At 58.1% G+C, this 16295-nt stretch carries 17 protein-coding genes; 13 read left to right on the top strand and 4 right to left on the bottom strand.

Features of this window, described 5'->3' with window-relative positions; all coding sequences use genetic code 11:
• Position 1: 1 nt before the first annotated feature.
• The 9 genes from L0664_RS15865 to L0664_RS15825 all read left to right on the top strand — a co-directional run bounded on the left by L0664_RS15865 (position 2) and on the right by L0664_RS15825 (position 10221).
• Positions 2-871 carry an SMI1/KNR4 family protein gene (locus tag L0664_RS15865; protein WP_235226874.1) on the top strand — a complete coding sequence of 290 codons (870 nt, stop codon included), beginning with the start codon at positions 2-4 and terminating at the stop codon, positions 869-871.
• A complete protein-coding gene (locus L0664_RS15860) occupies positions 868-1386 on the top strand; it encodes a hypothetical protein (RefSeq protein WP_235226873.1) in 519 nt (172 codons plus the stop codon). Before L0664_RS15865 ends, L0664_RS15860 begins: the two co-directional genes overlap by 4 nt.
• A gap of 13 nt (positions 1387-1399) precedes the next feature.
• The gene (locus L0664_RS15855) at positions 1400-2047 is read left to right on the top strand and encodes a hypothetical protein (RefSeq protein WP_235226872.1); all 648 of its coding nucleotides are present in this window, start codon (positions 1400-1402) and stop codon (positions 2045-2047) included.
• A 69-nt stretch (positions 2048-2116) separates the two neighbouring features.
• Entirely contained in the window at positions 2117-4084 is a 1968-nt protein-coding gene (locus tag L0664_RS15850; protein WP_235226871.1) for a hypothetical protein, read from the top strand.
• Positions 4077-4592 carry a hypothetical protein gene (locus L0664_RS15845; protein WP_235226870.1) on the top strand — a complete coding sequence of 172 codons (516 nt, stop codon included), beginning with the start codon at positions 4077-4079 and terminating at the stop codon, positions 4590-4592. Before L0664_RS15850 ends, L0664_RS15845 begins: the two co-directional genes overlap by 8 nt.
• 24 nt (positions 4593-4616) lie before the next feature.
• Positions 4617-6056: a baseplate J/gp47 family protein gene (locus L0664_RS15840; RefSeq protein ID WP_235226869.1), complete on the top strand. Its 1440-nt coding sequence runs from the start codon at positions 4617-4619 to the stop codon at positions 6054-6056.
• 12 nt (positions 6057-6068) lie between these two features.
• Positions 6069-8375, top strand: coding sequence for a hypothetical protein (locus L0664_RS15835; protein WP_235226868.1), 2307 nt, complete (start codon positions 6069-6071; stop codon positions 8373-8375).
• Between the two features lie 15 nt (positions 8376-8390).
• Complete coding sequence (locus tag L0664_RS15830) at positions 8391-9863, top strand: hypothetical protein (RefSeq protein WP_235226867.1); 1473 nt, start codon at positions 8391-8393, stop codon at positions 9861-9863.
• Position 9864: 1 nt separating this feature from the next.
• Positions 9865-10221, top strand: coding sequence for a hypothetical protein (locus L0664_RS15825; protein ID WP_235226866.1), 357 nt, complete (start codon positions 9865-9867; stop codon positions 10219-10221).
• A gap of 36 nt (positions 10222-10257) precedes the next feature.
• On the opposite strand, the gene L0664_RS15820 is transcribed toward L0664_RS15825, so the two are convergent.
• Complete coding sequence (locus L0664_RS15820) at positions 10258-11262, bottom strand: GlxA family transcriptional regulator (protein ID WP_235226865.1); 1005 nt, start codon at positions 11260-11262, stop codon at positions 10258-10260.
• A 62-nt stretch (positions 11263-11324) separates the two neighbouring features.
• Here L0664_RS15820 and L0664_RS15815 point away from each other — a divergent pair, with 62 nt between their 5' ends.
• Positions 11325-11579, top strand: a complete 255-nt coding sequence (locus L0664_RS15815; protein WP_235226864.1) for a DUF1272 domain-containing protein — start codon at positions 11325-11327, stop codon at positions 11577-11579.
• Between the two features lie 11 nt (positions 11580-11590).
• On the top strand, positions 11591-12088 hold the full coding sequence (locus L0664_RS15810) for a protein tyrosine phosphatase family protein (RefSeq protein WP_235226863.1): 498 nt from the start codon (positions 11591-11593) through the stop codon (positions 12086-12088).
• On the opposite strand, the gene L0664_RS15805 is transcribed toward L0664_RS15810, so the two are convergent.
• Genes L0664_RS15805 through L0664_RS15795 form a run of 3 tightly spaced genes read right to left on the bottom strand, consistent with a single transcriptional unit; the run spans position 12064 to position 13935 of the window.
• Positions 12064-12402 carry a carboxymuconolactone decarboxylase family protein gene (locus tag L0664_RS15805; RefSeq protein WP_235226862.1) on the bottom strand — a complete coding sequence of 113 codons (339 nt, stop codon included), beginning with the start codon at positions 12400-12402 and terminating at the stop codon, positions 12064-12066. The genes L0664_RS15810 and L0664_RS15805 overlap by 25 nt on opposite strands.
• Before the next feature lie 11 nt (positions 12403-12413).
• Entirely contained in the window at positions 12414-13184 is a 771-nt protein-coding gene (locus L0664_RS15800) for an amino acid ABC transporter permease (RefSeq protein ID WP_235226861.1), read from the bottom strand.
• A 10-nt stretch (positions 13185-13194) separates the two neighbouring features.
• Positions 13195-13935, bottom strand: a complete 741-nt coding sequence (locus L0664_RS15795; protein WP_235226860.1) for an amino acid ABC transporter ATP-binding protein — start codon at positions 13933-13935, stop codon at positions 13195-13197.
• A gap of 119 nt (positions 13936-14054) precedes the next feature.
• Between L0664_RS15795 and L0664_RS15790 the strand changes: the two genes are divergently transcribed.
• Positions 14055-14831, top strand: a complete 777-nt coding sequence (locus L0664_RS15790) for a transporter substrate-binding domain-containing protein (protein WP_235226859.1) — start codon at positions 14055-14057, stop codon at positions 14829-14831.
• Positions 14832-14911: 80 nt separating this feature from the next.
• Positions 14912-16279 carry an MATE family efflux transporter gene (locus L0664_RS15785; RefSeq protein ID WP_235226858.1) on the top strand — a complete coding sequence of 456 codons (1368 nt, stop codon included), beginning with the start codon at positions 14912-14914 and terminating at the stop codon, positions 16277-16279.
• The last annotated feature ends 16 nt before the right edge of the window (positions 16280-16295 follow it).

The following is a 16295-nucleotide window of genomic DNA, read 5'->3' as shown; positions in this document are numbered from 1 at the left end:
AATGACCGATGATACCCGCCCTGACCTGCAAGAAATCATGGAGCTCGTCGCACCGCGCCCAATGTGCCAGCCCGCAACAGAGGCCGACATCCGCGACATGAATATGGCGGCCCGATTGCCGACAGACTTGGCCCGCCTTTATGCCCACGACGGCGCATTCTACCGACCTGGGTTTGAGCTGTTCCCGCCTGACATCTATTGTGATGTCAACGCCAACCGCACCGGTTTCGATCTTTTGCGCGACATGATCTATTTCGCGGACGATGGGGGTGACGGTTTCTATTTTTGCGATCCTGATGACGTCCTTGGGCTCGGTGCCGACGCCATTGGCTGGGTGGATCGATCAAATCTGCACCCCGACGCGATTGTGCCCGTCGGCGATGATTTGGCGGCGGTTTTGCTGCGCCTGTCGCGCGACGAAGACATCGCGCGCGGTAAAACCCTGTCAGAACGCGCGCTGGATCGGTTGCGCCAACGGTTTGCAACCGGATTGCCCAACACGGTGATCGCACGCCCCCCCGCCGATCCACAGGATATTTTCAAAGCATGGCCCGAACGCGGGATCACCATCACCTTCGCCACAGCCGATATTCTAGGCTTGGCAAACGGGCTGCATTGGCCTGCATCCGGTCGCACCATCTATGGCATCGACAAAATCACGATGGCCGAAAACAACAGCCTCGCGGTGGTCGGACATGATCCCGATCTCGGCACGCTGGCCGTGACACGCGGCGATTTCGTCAATCTGCCCGCAGACCGTCTGCTGGCCATCCCCACCCTGAACGAACCATCCAATTATAAAATCCTTGGCCGCATGGCCGACGTGATTGGGTTCTGGATTGATCAACACCAACAGGAGCAAACACCATGACGCGCAAAAGTTTTGAACGCGGCCTACTTGCGCCAGCCCGCGACATGAATATCGGCGTACCCTCTGCGGTGATCGGCTTGTTCCCCGTCGTCGTGCCGCTGTTTTCGGTCTCAACTATCTCGATCACCGAAAGCTTCCATTTGCCGCCCCTCGGGTCGGGCGGGGATCGCGTGTTGATGGACACCCATGACGACACGATATCCATTTCCGCCGTCCTGCCCGGCACTGAACGGTTCGTGTGGAAAAGCGCGCTGGAACTTCTCGCGCAGGTGACCCTTGGCGTGAACCCGTGGCAGTCGATGACGGGTGGTTTGACGGGCGGGATGCAGCTTTGGACGTCGATGACCCTGCGCTCTGACATCTACATCAAGAACCTGTCGTTCTCTGCCACCGCCCAGAAACGCGACGCGATCGATGTGTCTATGACGCTTGCCCATTTGCCGCGAAACCAGCTGCTGACACTGGGGCTTGAAGCCGTCGGTGTTGGCGCCGCTATCGCCATAGATATGACATAGGGAGGGACGCAAAATGAACCTGAATTCCCCGATCACCGCCCGCCTAACACCCGAGGGCCGCCGCCCGCCACGTGATGGCGTGACACTGCTGCGATCCGACATCACACGCGGTCTGCCCCACCGCATCAATATCGCACCGCAGGGCCTTCGTGTTATGTTGACCGTCGCGACGGGTCAGTTTCGCAGCCTTATGAACCTGCCATCCGAAACGCAGGTGTCCCACGGGGCCGCGCAAATGGCGGCGGATGATCAGGCCAACCTTTCAACGCCGCGCAACTTCGCAGACTTGACCGCCCGCAAAGCAAACCAAACCCGAACCGCGCTGGCCCAATCGCGCCAACGTGCATGCCCGCGGCTGGTGTTCGTCAATGATGGAAAATTCGTCGGCCAATGCCCCGCCATCATCGGGCAGGCCGTTTTGATCCCAAGCACTCCGCGCCGGCCAAACAGCGCGGGCACGTGGATCGAGGTAATAGGCCTATCGATACAGGCCGGCGCACTGGTGGGCGGGGCAAGCACATCAAGCTGGATCGAACTGGCATGGCGCGACATCCGCGCAGGCAGCACAACATTTGATTCCCGCGTGCTGCGCCCGGACCTTGCGGACCGTCTGTTTTACGCCCGCACCGACGCCGACGGATCGATCGAGATTGTCCCGTAGAGGCAGAGCTCGCATCAGATGATGCAGACGTGCGCGCACAGGCCGGTGGCCTGAACTGGAGGCTGGCACATGACCGTTTTTAAGCCCACCGAACATCTTAGCCGCGTCCCCTGCTGGGCGTTGCAGTTTTACAAAGCAGGCCCGAACAACAAACCGGACCTGTCGCCCGGATCTGAATTGCTGACCATCGATCAAAGCACGCATTTTGCCGAAACCTCCCTGTCCCTCGAAGGTGGACTGACACCGGGGCGCCTGCAAATTTCGCTGGCCCGTTTGACAGACAACGATTTCGGACTGCTGGCCAAGGAACGGCTGGGTGCAACGGCGGATGATCCCAAACCCATTTACGTGGCAGTATCCATGTATTGGCGCGGCGCGCTGGATCTGTTCGGCGGCAGTTTCGACAAAGACAAAGTCATCGAAATTTTCCGGATCACCAAGCTGAAACGCAAGACCGAAGGGCTTGAGGTGATGACCGAAATCACAGGTCGTCGCGCGGTCTATGACGGGCTCGCCGCGAGCGTGACACCACAAGATCAGGATGCCGTCACGGGTGCCACGCCCCTTGATCGTATCCAGGCCGCCCTTGAAAGCATAAATTGGCAGATCAACACAGACTTTGAAATTCATCCCCATGTACCTGACGCCGAGGGGGAAGATGTTTCCATCGCGCCAAAATCCAAAATGATAGAGGTGCTGACCAAAGCCCGCGAAGAAATCCACCGCCGTCCACCCCATCGGCGCGGTCGCCCGATTTATCTGATACGCGACGGCAAACTACACGCGGGGCCGGGCCGCCCGATCCCGTACGGCGACGCAGACGTAAAAGCACTGACCCCAGACACAGGCCTGATCGAACCCGTCGAAACCGGAACCGTCAATGCGCTTGGATCAGGGCAAACCGCCATCGGGGACGCACCGGATGATCGCGACAGCTGGGCGCTGAAATGCGTGGGCCGGATGGATATTCAACCCGGTGATGTTGTGTGTTTCACGCGCCCGTCCCAACTGGCCGAAACGTTCGGCGGGTTTGGATTGCCGTCCCTTCCGGCAGGTTTGGGCGGGGGCGAGGACGCGCAACAACACCTCTACGTCGCAAGCGTCACCCACACCATGTCGCGCACGACGGGCTGGATCACGACAGTCAACGGCGTGACCGTGGCCGCGACCAATTTCAGCGACACCGCATGGGACGTGTTCCAGATCGACGACCCCCATGAACCCGCCATCAACGAAGAATCCGCGCAGGCGCAGGGCGGCGCGGCGGCCATCAGCCGTGCCATCAACGCGCGAATCCGCCTTGAAATGTCACAACGCCCCGTGTCCGACATCGCAGAAATCCGGGCCCATCACACCGAAACAACCGCCGAAGGCGGCCGCGTGCGTGAAGCGGGGCAAACCTCAACGGTGTTGCGGGGCATTGTTGACGAAGGCGGCCCGGGCCAAGCGCGCCTTGACGAAATCCGCCGCGAAAACGGCACAACTCAGGTCAACGTGCCCTACGCTACCAGTTTTGCATGGGGGCCGTTCGGGCATGTTTTGCCCCGCTATCCGGGCATGCGCGTGATGACAGTCAACAACGGCAACAGCCGGTCTGATCCGGTCGACATCGGCGCGCTGTGGCAGACCCGCGAAGGGTCCCCCATACCAACCCCTGCGCAAACGGGTGACTGGTGGCTGATCCTGCCCGCCTATGAGGGTGACCCGCCGACCGCCGCCGAAGGCACGGACGCGATCCCCCCCAGCGACGCACAGGCGTCCCATGATCTGATCACGGCAAACGGGGGCCGCGGGATCACAGTGAACGGCTTTTCGATCAAAGCCTTCACCGCCGACAGCATGCCCGGTGCAGATGCACGCCCCGACATGGCAGATGACGGCGGCATCATCATCGAACAAGCAAATACAGGGTCTGCCATCAGGATGTTTGCTGACGGACGGATCGAAATCGAAGCCAACACCGACCTGAAATTTACAGCAGACAATATCGCATTGGTCGCGCGTGGCTCTGGCAAGGTGGATGTATCAAATGAATGACAACACACGCACGTTAACCCCAGCGCAAGAACGCAAGCTCCTTAAGTGGGCGCCGACGCTTCAACCGATCTTTCCGGATGCGCACCAATACGGTGACATCAAACTGGGCACAGGTCCAAACGGTACGCTTGATCTGGAACTCGCCCAAGGTCAGGACAATCTTGAACTTCAGATCCGCACGGCCATCGTCACGGCGCTTGGGTCCGACCCGCTGAACATGGATCACGGATTTGGCGGGCATACTGTTATCGCGCAAGAACGCGATCCGGTGATGCGGCGCGAATTGCTGCGCTTTGCGGTGCTGGCCGTTCTGACAGCCGACCCACGGGTCAAGCACGTTGAACGGGTGCTGATCGGCCCCGAAATCGCCGCCTTCTATGGCACCGAAACGCCCCCCAAAAGCATCGACACCTACGGCACGCTCACCGTGGAAGCCCAATTTCATATCGCCCCCGGCGAACCCGTCAGCCTGACTGTTGGCCCCTTGCCAACCGACGCGCTGCTGTAACTGATTTTTAAAGGAGACATTTGGATGACCAATTCAATTCAACAGGATCTGGCCGAAATTGCGGCCATTGATGCCGCCCAATTGCTCGATACCGGGTCTGATGTTTACGGGCTGCAACCGGGGGGATTTGTGCCCAAACCTTATGGGCGGATCGTGGCAGAACAGCTCGCGCTGGCGCAGCGGTTGTTCGGCTCTGACGTTGATCTTGCGGCCGGGTCCGTCATCCGCCGCATTTGTGAACTGACGTCGGCGGAACATGCCCGCACCTATCAAACCTTGTCGGGCATCAACGATGATCAGACCGTGCCAACCGCACGCGGACAGGGGTTGGATCGCCTTGGCGAAGAACTCGGCCTGCCCCGCCCGTTTCTATCTGCCAGCGGTGACGTGACGCTCACTCTTGTCGGGGCGCTACCAGGCGGGCGCGATAGCCTGACAATTCCGGTCGGTGCGCGCATGTTGACCAAGGGCGGCCATCACGTCGCGACCACAAAATCGGTCAGCTTGTCAGCCAACCAGCCCTCCCAAACCGTGACCGTCATGGCATTTTTCCCCGGACCGGAACACAACCTGTCCATCGCTGACTCAAACCAGATCATCACCACATGGAATGCCTTGGACGACGCATTGGGCGCGGTTGAATCCGTCATGACCATCCGCGAAGACAAAACATTGGAAGAGGTCGTGGAGATTTCGCACAGCGTTGATTTGCGTGGCGGTGATCTGCGCTGGAGCGATGATAGATACCGCCAGCTGTTGTTGCGCGCACCGCGGTCCGTCTGGTCGCGCGAAGCCATCGAAATCGCCGTGTCGCTTGTCCCTGGCGTTCGCAAAACAAAGACGATTGATGAATTCGGCGGGCTGGACATCGAAAAATCGATCTTCGGCAATTTCAACTTCGGCGAACGGGTGTTCGGAACCGAACGCGACATTGCATCGCCTTATATGTTCACCATTCTGGTCGCCCCGACAGCGTCAGCAATTTGGCAAGGGCCAGACGGTTTAGCCGCACAGATTGCCGAAGCCGTCGAAGATTTGCGCCCGATCGGGATTTTCCCCGAAATCCGCGAGGCTGCACAAATCGGTGTCGGGATCGAATGTGAACTGGTGGTCGACGGTGTGCCACTGCCATCTGGCAGCCGCGCCACTGTCAACGGATCAGCGCCCGCACGCGCCCTTAAGGCGCGGTTGATCGAACGGGTGCAATCCTACATCGACGCCCTGCCCTTCGGTGAGGCCGTAAGCCCCGCCAAGATCAGCTGGCTGTTGATGAACGAACCGGGTTTGGCCGATGTGCGCGATTTGCGCCTCACGCGTTATCCCGTGTCCGCAGGAGAAATCGATTTCGATCAAGCGCAACAATCAGGTGCGGTTCAACGGCTGGCCTGCGGCGAAAGCCTGCGCACGGGCAAGGATCAGATCGCGATTTTCGCGGACGATCCCAATGATCTGGTCATCGTATAAGGAGGCTTTGCTATGGATGGTACATTCGACATAGACCGCTGGTCTGGCGATTTTATGGGCCAACACGCGGACACAATCGCAGGCCCGCTTTCGTCCACTTTGCGTCAAGAAGAACTGATCGTGAATGCGCGCGGAACCGTGGTATTGCCCGCGGGCAGCTACGCGCCGCTGTTGTGGATCTGCCCAAGGGACGATTTGGGCGATGTCACCCTGCGAGTCGAGGTGACGCAGACCGCACCCGGGCGCAGCCAACGGCTCGATGGGTTGAAATTTGCGCCCTATTCCGAACGGGACGGATTTTTGCCCTACATGTCGCCCACCACCGGCCCGGGTGACAAAACGCTGACCCCTTTCCAGTTTCAGATTGTCGTGCGCAAGGGCGCGCAGGTCATTCCCTTGGGACAGATCAAAAACCATATCAAAGTGCGGGTCACCAATGGCCGTTTCGCAAAACTGATGGCGTTCACCCAAGTCGAAACACTGCGCGTCCGCCGCCTCGGGCGTGAAATGGCGGCGCGTCGGACGTTAATGGGGGCGGCTGGCAACGGGCTTGATCGCATCGGGCGTGAACTCGCCGTGCCACGGCTGGACGACAAAATCGAAGTCAAGAACGGTGAAATGCTCGTCCGTCAGGAAACGGAAACCGACGCTGCGTATCGGCGGCGGCTGGGCATTTATCGCCCGTTTTCGATGCCCACGCGCAACGCGGTGCTGGATCGGTTGAACAACGCCAATTCGGTGCTGCGCCAAACCGGTTTCAAATCAGCATTCGACGTTCTTGAAACTGACAACCCCTTTATGATCGGCTTCAAAATCGTGGCCGTCGGCGAAACCGCGACCGCGGCACGGCGGGCACGGCTGAATTACCTCGCGTATCTACGCGATACCGTTCTGATCGATGCAGCCGCAAACGTCCCCGCAACACGCCATCTGCCCAAAGTACAACGCACACGGGAACAAGCCATGCGCACCCGTTTGCGGGGTGGTTTGCGGTTCAAGTCAGGGATTGAACGATCAATGGCACCGTGGCTTGCCGTGGCGTTTGACCGCCTCGTTCGGTTGGCGGACCGCCTCAATATCACGACTGCGAAATGGCAAATCCTGCAAGCACAAGACGATGGATCCGACAGCCGGTTCGAACTCGGCCTTGCTGCGCGTATCAAGGCGCCGACAGCCGCCCAACTGCGAGCGTTTCGCACGAAATTGCGCAGTGTCAGACTGCCAAAAAATGACCCCGAACTCGCCGGTGTGATTGCATCCCTCAAGGTCAGCGACAATCGCTCAAACGATGGAGCATGGCTGTTCAATGCCTGCGGTTTCAGAACATTCCAGTCGCTTCGGGCTGGTGAAATTCTGGTGTCGCATGCTTCTTTCGGGCCGCTGAACATTTCCGGCCCAAACACGATGACGTTTGAAGACAGCCGTTTAGGCAAAGGCCTGCATGCGCGACTGAACAACAACAGCGGATCGGCGCCTGATCTGGCTCTCAAGAACGCGCTGGCCGCAAATACCCGAAACTGGCCCAACAACCTTGAAACAGGATCGATGCAAACGCAGGCGCAAACATCAGCGGCGTTCAATGACATTGAACCTCCGACGATTGATCTGGAAGGCCTGCTCAAAGAGGTGGGGCTCAAGGGGCCGACGGACTTCACGCATTTTGGCAAGGCCCTGTCATCCTACCCGCGCCATGTGTTTCGCATTTTGGTCTTTGAAGATGGCGTCACCGATGCCCTTGATGACCAGTCTGATGATGCCATTGATTTTCTTGGCTCAATTGCCGACACGCTTGGCTCCAACGGGGCGTCGTCTATGGCCTTTGTTTCGATAAAAGGCAAACTGGCACTGGTCGTGTCATCGATTGGTCTGCCACAAGTCGGCACGAACCTCGGCCCGCGCCGCTCCTCTGACTTTTTCTGGAACGTCCAGGCCGTATCCGCCCCCAACGGGTCGGGCCGATTGCGACTGGCCGGCCAAGGGACACGCGCGGTTCTCAAGGCCCCAAAAGAAGGCGTCTATGCCGTCACCTGCCTTGCCTATTCACGCATCGGCAAAACAGACCCCTTTGAATGGCGCATCACGTTGCCCCGCGACGCAAAGCTGACCTATCCGCAATATGAAATCCTGATGAACATGCTGTCTCGCATGTTCCCGGTTGGTGTCGAAATAAACACATGGGACATCCGCCGCCACAACGTCGCGCTGGACGGGCGCACCCAACAGGCCCTGTCCCCGCGATTGTCGCGATCCTACCGACCTTTCAAACGATCACGTTTCCACGGGACAGGCGACACACCCGCCCTGTTACCACGCACATAAAAAGGAACCAGTATCATGCCTTCAAATGAACTTTATCTGACCGAAAACATCACGTTCGCCACCGCCTATGATCAAATGGTTAGTGCCGAACTCAATGAAACGCAGATCAACACCATGATCTGGGGGATACTGGGCGAAAACCTTGGCACCACACGCCATGTTTTCAACTACTCGGAAACCTTCGACGCCACCCAACCGGGGTGCACTGTCAGCTTTGAACGCAGTTTCACCCATACGGACTGGATTGATGGCGAAAGCGTCGTGCAGGCCGAAGAAACCACCATCGAAGAAGGGTTCAACACCCGTTTTCACCGCATTGAAGACGACCTCGACAGCCTCGGCACGGCCCTTGAAAAAGTATCGGGATGTTGTGGTGACATGCGCGCAGAACTTGCCGCGCGGCTGGGGGAGCTCAGAACAGAAATCAACCGGATCAATACTGAAATCCACAGCAATCACGGAAGCCCGCAGCAGCCGTGGCCGTATTACCCGACGCCGATTAACCCGCCCATCGCGCTGCCCAATCCGATCGTGACACCTTCCCCGATCACCAATCCGGTCGTCGGCCCCTATCCGGTCACCACCTACCCCGGTATCGTTAACCCCTACCCCGGCGGGATCGGTGGTATTGGTGGTATCGGCGGCATTGATATTGGCGGCCAGCCTGTGATGCAGCCTTGGCAGCCCGACAGCACCCCAACCTTTGGTGGCTTCTATGAGGCGACATTGGCCGGAATGGGTCAGCCCGTCTACGACGCCAGCATGGTGATGCGATCAAGCAATAACCCGACGATTGGGACTGTGGCAGGTTTGCCTGCCCGCAGGCTCGACATCGACGAATTCAACGGCACCATGCACGAAGTCTGGTCGACCTCGGCAGGCATGGTCCTCACGCCCGCAGGCGAAGGTATCCAAAGGGAGGATCAGGTCGAACAATCGTGGGTCAACCCCGCCACCAAGGCCGTTGGCGATGTCGCGCAATGGTTCGGCGACAACCCCAAGGCCACCAACGAATTGTTCAACGACAACGAAGTCAGCGTCGGGCAACTGGTCGAAAAATTCGGGTCGGATCGTCTGGATGGGGGCGCAATGCTTGAAACGCGTCTGCGTAGCCTTCCGTCCGGCATGAAGCTAAAGCGCCCGAACGACCTTATCGAAGCCCTTGCAGACCGCGCCGTGACATCCAGCCAACGCGAAGGCGTCGCCATGGAAACGCTGGTGTCCAGTATCGGTATCTCCTCTGGTGCCAAAAACGTCGCAGAGGTCAGCATCGAAAACTACAAAGGCATTCCGGCAAACGTGCGCAACACTCTGATGGAAAAAGGCATCAAGACCGTGGGTGATTTCACCGCGTCTCCAGCGAAAGAAATCGCCGGTATTTTTGAGAATGCGGGCCTTCAAAATGCGGCGTCTTCCGCCGCGCGCCTACAGGGTGAGGCCCAGATGGTCACAAAACTCGGCGCAAGCCTGACAGGGCGAGGAAAGTAAAATGGCACTTAAGGCACTTGCTGTTGTTGGCGATACATCGGCCACCGCGGGCGGACCCGCGGGGCCCGATGGGTCGGCGGGTGCGTGGACACCAAGAACAGTATCAGAAAGCAGCTACACCCAGATGACCAACCACGGCCCAAAGGTCATCTTTGAGGCTGAATGCACGTTTGACTACCTCGGAACTAAAACCAACACGAACGATACGGTCGGCGATTCAACCGTCACGCTCACCGCATCCTCAAGCGTTCTGCGGGTTGATGGCGGCGACGTGCTGCTGGACGGGGACACCGCGCAGGATTCGTGGGGCAACACGCTGACAGTCAGCGCGTCCGCCCCCGCGCAGGTAAAAGTCTGACGCACACACCCGCCGAACCGGCCCTGTTGCAATCCGTCAGTCGGCGTCTGGTGTCTTGAACCCCTGCCGGTAATCTGTCGGGGGCACATTCAACAGACGGATGAACGCGCGGCGCATGCGTTCTTCGTCGTTGAACCCACACAGCGCGGCAATCTGCTTAATCCCGAAATCTGTGGTTTCCAGATAATCACGCGCCGCATCCGTCCGGATCGCTTCGACAGCTTTGGCCGGCGTGATCCCCATCTGGCTGGAATAGGCACGCGCGAAGGTGCGCGGGGTCATGTTCATCTGCTCTGCCAAGGCATCAACATGCAGCGGCAGGGCCAGATTATCCGCAATCCATTGATGCAAGTCCTCAAAACGTCCCGCTGCATCTGTCACCTGCCGCACAAGCACCGGACTGAACTGCGACTGGCCGCCAGACCGTGCCATGGGCGTCACCATAGACCGCGCCATCTTTAATGCAGCGGTGCGGCCCAGATCTTCGGCGACAATGGCCAAGGCCATATCCATCCCCGCCGTGATGCCCGCTGATGTCCAAACGTGATCGTCCTTGATGTAGATAGGGTCCATTTCAACACGCACATCTGGAAACCCGTCAGCCAAGGCTTTGCAATCTTCCCAATGGGTCACGGCGCGCCGTCCGTTCAAAATGCCCGCTGCCGCAAGGATCAGCGCGCCCGAACACACCGAACACACCCGCTGCGCACGCCCCGCAAGGGCATTGAAATCTTCCAGAAAAGCGGCGTCTTTCATCATCGTATAGGCCCCGTCCCCCCCAACGATGACCAGCGTGTGAATGGGACGATCTGCATAGGTCGACATCGGTTCAGTCGCAATCGGCACGACTGTATTTGTGTCCACCATGCCACCGTGATGGGACGTCACCGCACAGCTATACCCATTGTCGCGCGCCGCTTGATCCATCGCATGGCTAAACACCTGCAACGGCCCCGAAAGATCGAGAAGCACAATGTCTGGATAGACAACGAACACCACTTGTTTGGGCTGAAAATGTGACTTGGCAGAAAATGAGGTCATATTGTCATTTATGCCACGCACCACGCTGTTAGTCTAGCCACAGATCACACAGGAGACAGCCGATGCTCACCCTCAAACCCAACTGCGAATGTTGCGACAAAGACCTGCCCCCAACTGCCGACGCGCGCGTTTGTTCTTTTGAATGCACGTTCTGCGCGGACTGCGGTGATACCGTCTTTGCCAACACCTGCCCCAATTGCGGCGGCAATTTTGTCCCCCGCCCGATCCGGCCCGCACGCCTGCTTGAAAAATTCCCAGCCTCAACAGAACGGTTCAACAAGGACCATCCTGAATGCAGCCACCTGCACGCATCATGAACGGAAACTCTATGACCGACCTCCCCCAAATCATAAATTGGCGGCGCCTTGATGGGAATATCACGACGTCCGGCCAACCCACCGAAGACCAGTTGGGCGACATTAAATCCCTTGGCGTGACCCACATCATCAACCTCGGGCCGCATCACAACAAAGGCGCGCTGAACGACGAAGCCGCAAGCGTGGCCGCACTGGGGATGGAATACGTCTATATTCCGGTGATGTTCCAAACCCCGACGGACGCGGATTTCGACGCCTTTTGCGCCGCGCTGGATCGGTTGTCGGATACGAAAATCCACGTCCATTGCATCTACAACGCCCGCGTCACCGCGTTCTTTTATCGCTATGCCAAAGAGGGCCGCGGCATGCCCGTCGCGGATGCATTCGCGATCATGGACGGAATCTGGCGGCCCGGTCAGGATTGGGCCGCGTTCATCGGCGAAGACAGCGCCTTGGGCCAGCTAAACCGCTATGCGGGCGACGATTACGTGGCTGAGAATTCGTCGTAAGCCTCAAGCGCTTTGGCACCGTAGGCAATCGACGGACCGCCACCCATATAGGCGATCATGGCCAGCGCCTCGCACAGCTCATCCCTTGTCGTGCCAAGGCGCACCAGCGATTTGACATGAAACCCGATGCAGCTGTCACAGCGGGTCGACACCGCGATGCCCAGCGCGATCAGCTCTTTGGTTTTCTCAGACAACGCGCCGTTGGTTTTCGCGGCCTTCGACATGGCGCCAAACCCTGCAAATGTGTCAGGCACTTCTTTGGACAGCGCGCCCATCCGGTGATTGGTTTCAGCTAGAAATTTGGTCCAGTTCATCTGCGTCGTCCTTATACTTTGCTCTCGTCAGAGCCCATTTTACGTTCCAGCCAGCGCACGAAGAAACTGATGATCAACACCAGAACAAGGTATTCGAGGATCAGCAGCGAATAGATTTCAAGCGGCCGGTATTCGGTGACGACCAGTTCATTGGCGCGCCGTGTCAGTTCCTGCATCCCGATCACAGACGCGAAGGCCGACATTTTCACAATATAGATAAATTGGTTCGCCAAGGGCGGCAGGATGCGTTTGATCGCTTGGGGCAGGATCACATAGCGCATGGTTTGACGATAATTCAGACCAACGGTTTTAGCGGCCTCCGTCTGACCCTTGTTGATCGATTGAATGCCGGATCGATAGATTTCCGCCGTGAACGCAGAATCCGAAATCGCCAGCGTAATAACAGCCCCCCAGAACGCATCAATGCTGACACTGATGCCCATGGATTTCAGCACCACAGGAAGGCCGTAAAACACCCAGAACAGCATCGGCAACAAAGGGATGGCGCGCACGAATTCGATGTAGACGCGCGATGGCAGCCGGATCCACCGGTTCGCCGACATCCCCGGCAAGGCCACCAACATCCCGATGGTCATCGACATCGCCGCAGCCACCAGCGACAGCACAATCGTCGCGCCCATCCCGTTGATCAAAAACCTGATGTTGTTGTAGCCATTGGGCGTGCGCGGGTCGATCACATACCACCCCCATGTGCCCGGCGTGGCCGCACAACCCGCCAAAGCCACGCACGACAAAACTATGAATGCGGTTCTTAATTTCATGTGCCCGCCCCTAGTGCTGCAAGATTTGCGCAAGGAATTGTTTGCAACGTTCGGTTTTTGGCGCCTCGAAAAATTGCTCGGGCGTTCCGGTTTCGATAATCTCACCGTGGTCCATAAAAATCATCCGGTCCGCCGCACGCCGCGCAAAACCCATTTCGTGGGTGACGACGATCATGGTCATCCCGTCTTCGGCGAGGTCCACAATCACGTCCAGCACTTCGGAAATCATTTCAGGGTCCAGCGCGCTGGTCGGTTCATCAAACAACATGATTTTAGGTTCCATGCACAGGCTGCGCGCAATCGCGACCCTTTGCTGCTGCCCGCCCGACAGCCCACTTGGCTTTTTGTGCGCCTGATCGGGAATGCGCACCCGTTCCAGCAGGGACATGGCCCGTTTCTCAGCGTCTTTGCGCGACATCCCGCGCGCCTTCATCGGGCCCAACGTCAGGTTCTGCAAAATCGTCAAATGCGGAAACAGATTGAACTGCTGAAACACCATACCGACCTCGGCGCGGATACTGTTGATAGACGCCTCGTCCTTCATCAATATCCCATCCACCGTAATCGACCCGCTGTCATGGCTTTCCAGCGAATTGACGCAGCGGATCAACGTCGATTTTCCAGACCCGGACGGGCCGCACACGACGATACGCTCACCGTGTTTCACATTCAGCTCAATATCCTTGAGGGCGTGATAGTCATCGTACCATTTATTCAGGCCGGAAATTTCAATCGCATTGCCGTGAGGCATGATGGCGTATCCTTGAACTCGTGGGAAAAGGCTCTAAAATCTATCTCAATGAAAAATAGAGCTAAATCGCCGAATGAACAGACGCGATTTGGTGCAAATCAACCAACTGGGAAAATAGTATGAATTTTATGAAAACACTCGGCCTTGCAGCGGCCTGTGCAACATCACTTATGGCCGCACCAGCGCTGGCGCAATCTGCCCTGAACGACATTTTGTCGAACGGCGTATTGAAGGTCGGAACGACTGGCGACTGGAACCCGATGTCCGTGCGCGACCCCGCCACGAACGCCTATGTCGGCTATGACGTTGACGTCATGACCCAGCTCGCCGCTGATCTTGAGGTCGAGCTTGAATTCGTCCCAACCGATTGGAAAACATTGGTAAACGGCGTTGTCGCAGGCAACTACCACATCACGGGTTCTGCCTCTATCAGCCCGCCACGCCTGCGCGCTGCGGGTTATTCCGACAGCTACCTGCGCGTTGAAATCCTGCCGTTTACAACAACCGACAAATCCGACCGGTTCAACGATTGGGACAGCATCAACCAGGACGATGTGACCGTAGCCACGACGCTGGGCACCACGTTTGAAAATTCCGTGCGCGAATGGTTCCCAGATGCCAACATCACAGTGGTTGAGGCCCCTGCACGTGGTTTCCAGGAAGTCCTGTCAGGCCGCGCGGATGTGTTCATCACATCCAACATCGAAGGGTCCACCTTGCTGGAAAAATTCCCGAACCTCGCACAGATCGAAGTGACGGAAGCCCGCGCGCCGCAGCCCATCGCAATGTTGATGCAGCAGGACGACCAAGTCTGGATCAACTTTGTAAACAGCTGGATTGAGCTGAAGCAAACCCAAGGATTCTTTGACGAAGTGGCAGATCGCTGGGGTCTGTAAAGCCTTTCACATAAACACTCCGAACCGCGGTCCTGAGACATCAGGGCCGCGGTTTTTCTTTGGACAAAGGCCCGGACAAAATGATCAACGAAGACCTTACCACAGGCCCGATTAACGGGCATTTCCGACGCATCGCCATTCCCGCAGCGGTGGGGATGCTGTTCAGCACGCTTTATAATGTGGTCGATACGTTTTACGCGGGCTTCTTTGGCACGCAGGCCCAGGCGGGGCTTGCCGTTGGGTTTCAGGCGTTTTTCATTCTGGTCGCTGTCGGGTTTGGCCTCGGCTCTGCGATGTCCGCGTTGGTGGGCAACGCCAAGGGGCGCAAGGATGATGCAGACGCGCGCCACCTTGCAGCGCAGGGCATTAGTTTTGCGGTGCTTGCCACGGCGGCCATGATCGCGCTGGCACTGATTTTCGGATCAGCGCTGATTTCCGTCGTGTCCGAACCGGGCGGATACCGCGACGCGGGCCAGTCCTATTTCAACTGGCTGGTCTTTGCCCTGCCCGGTTTCATATTCGCGGGCGCAAGCAACGGCATTTTACAAGCGCGCGGGGACACCGTTTCCATGCAACGTGCATTGATGGTCGCGTTTGGTGCCAATATCGCGCTGAACCCGTTATTGATGTTTGGCATTCCCGGCGTGGTCCCGGGCCTTGGGTTCAACGGGATCGCATTGGCGACAGTGTTCAGCCAATCGGGTGTCGCAGTGTTTATTCTGTACAAGGTGTTCGGCCGTGATTTGATGCAGGATTTGTCAGTGCGCGAATTCGTCCCCACGCTGGAAAAATACGGCGAAATCGCAAAGCAGGCCGCGCCAACGAGTTTCGCGTTGCTGATCACCTTTGCCAGCGGGTTCATCGTGCAATACGCCCTGAAAGGCTACGGCGAAGCGTCGCTAGCCGCCTACGGAATTTCACTGCGCGTCGAACAGATATTCCTGTTGCCCGCCCTTGGGATCACCATCGCCTTGGTGCCCATCGCCGCGCAAAATTTTGGTGCCGGAAACGATGACCGGGTGCGTCAGGCGTTTCGCCGCTGCTGGCACATGGGCGTCATCGGGACCGCTGCCGCGTTTCCGTTTTTGTGGTTCGGGGGCGGGTTTGCAACGTCGCTGTTTTCCAGCGATCCAGAGGTCATCGAAATCGGCGCGCTGTTCCTGAAAGTAGAGGCCGTGGTGCTGCCGATTTACGTCATTCTGTTCTCGGTCAATTCGCTTCTTCAGGCGCTCAAGAAAGCCGTCTGGACAATGTGGATCGGCATCTACCGCCAAATCATCGCCATCGCCCTGTTCATCTGGCTTTTCACGGATGTGTTCGATTGGGGCCTGACGGGGGTGCGGGTCGCGATTGCCGTCGCGGTCGCGACAGGTTTGGTGATGTCGCTGGCCGTGGCACGCCGTGTGGCACGCGACAAAATCGGTGGTCTGACCGAACCGCGCACATAAAAAAACCCCGCAGCGC

The sequence above is a fragment of the Octadecabacter dasysiphoniae genome (assembly GCF_021532615.1).
Taxonomy (GTDB): Bacteria; Pseudomonadota; Alphaproteobacteria; order Rhodobacterales; family Rhodobacteraceae; genus Octadecabacter; species Octadecabacter dasysiphoniae.
Note: the sequence above shows the minus strand (reverse complement) of the source record. Positions and strands in the feature narration are given on the sequence as shown.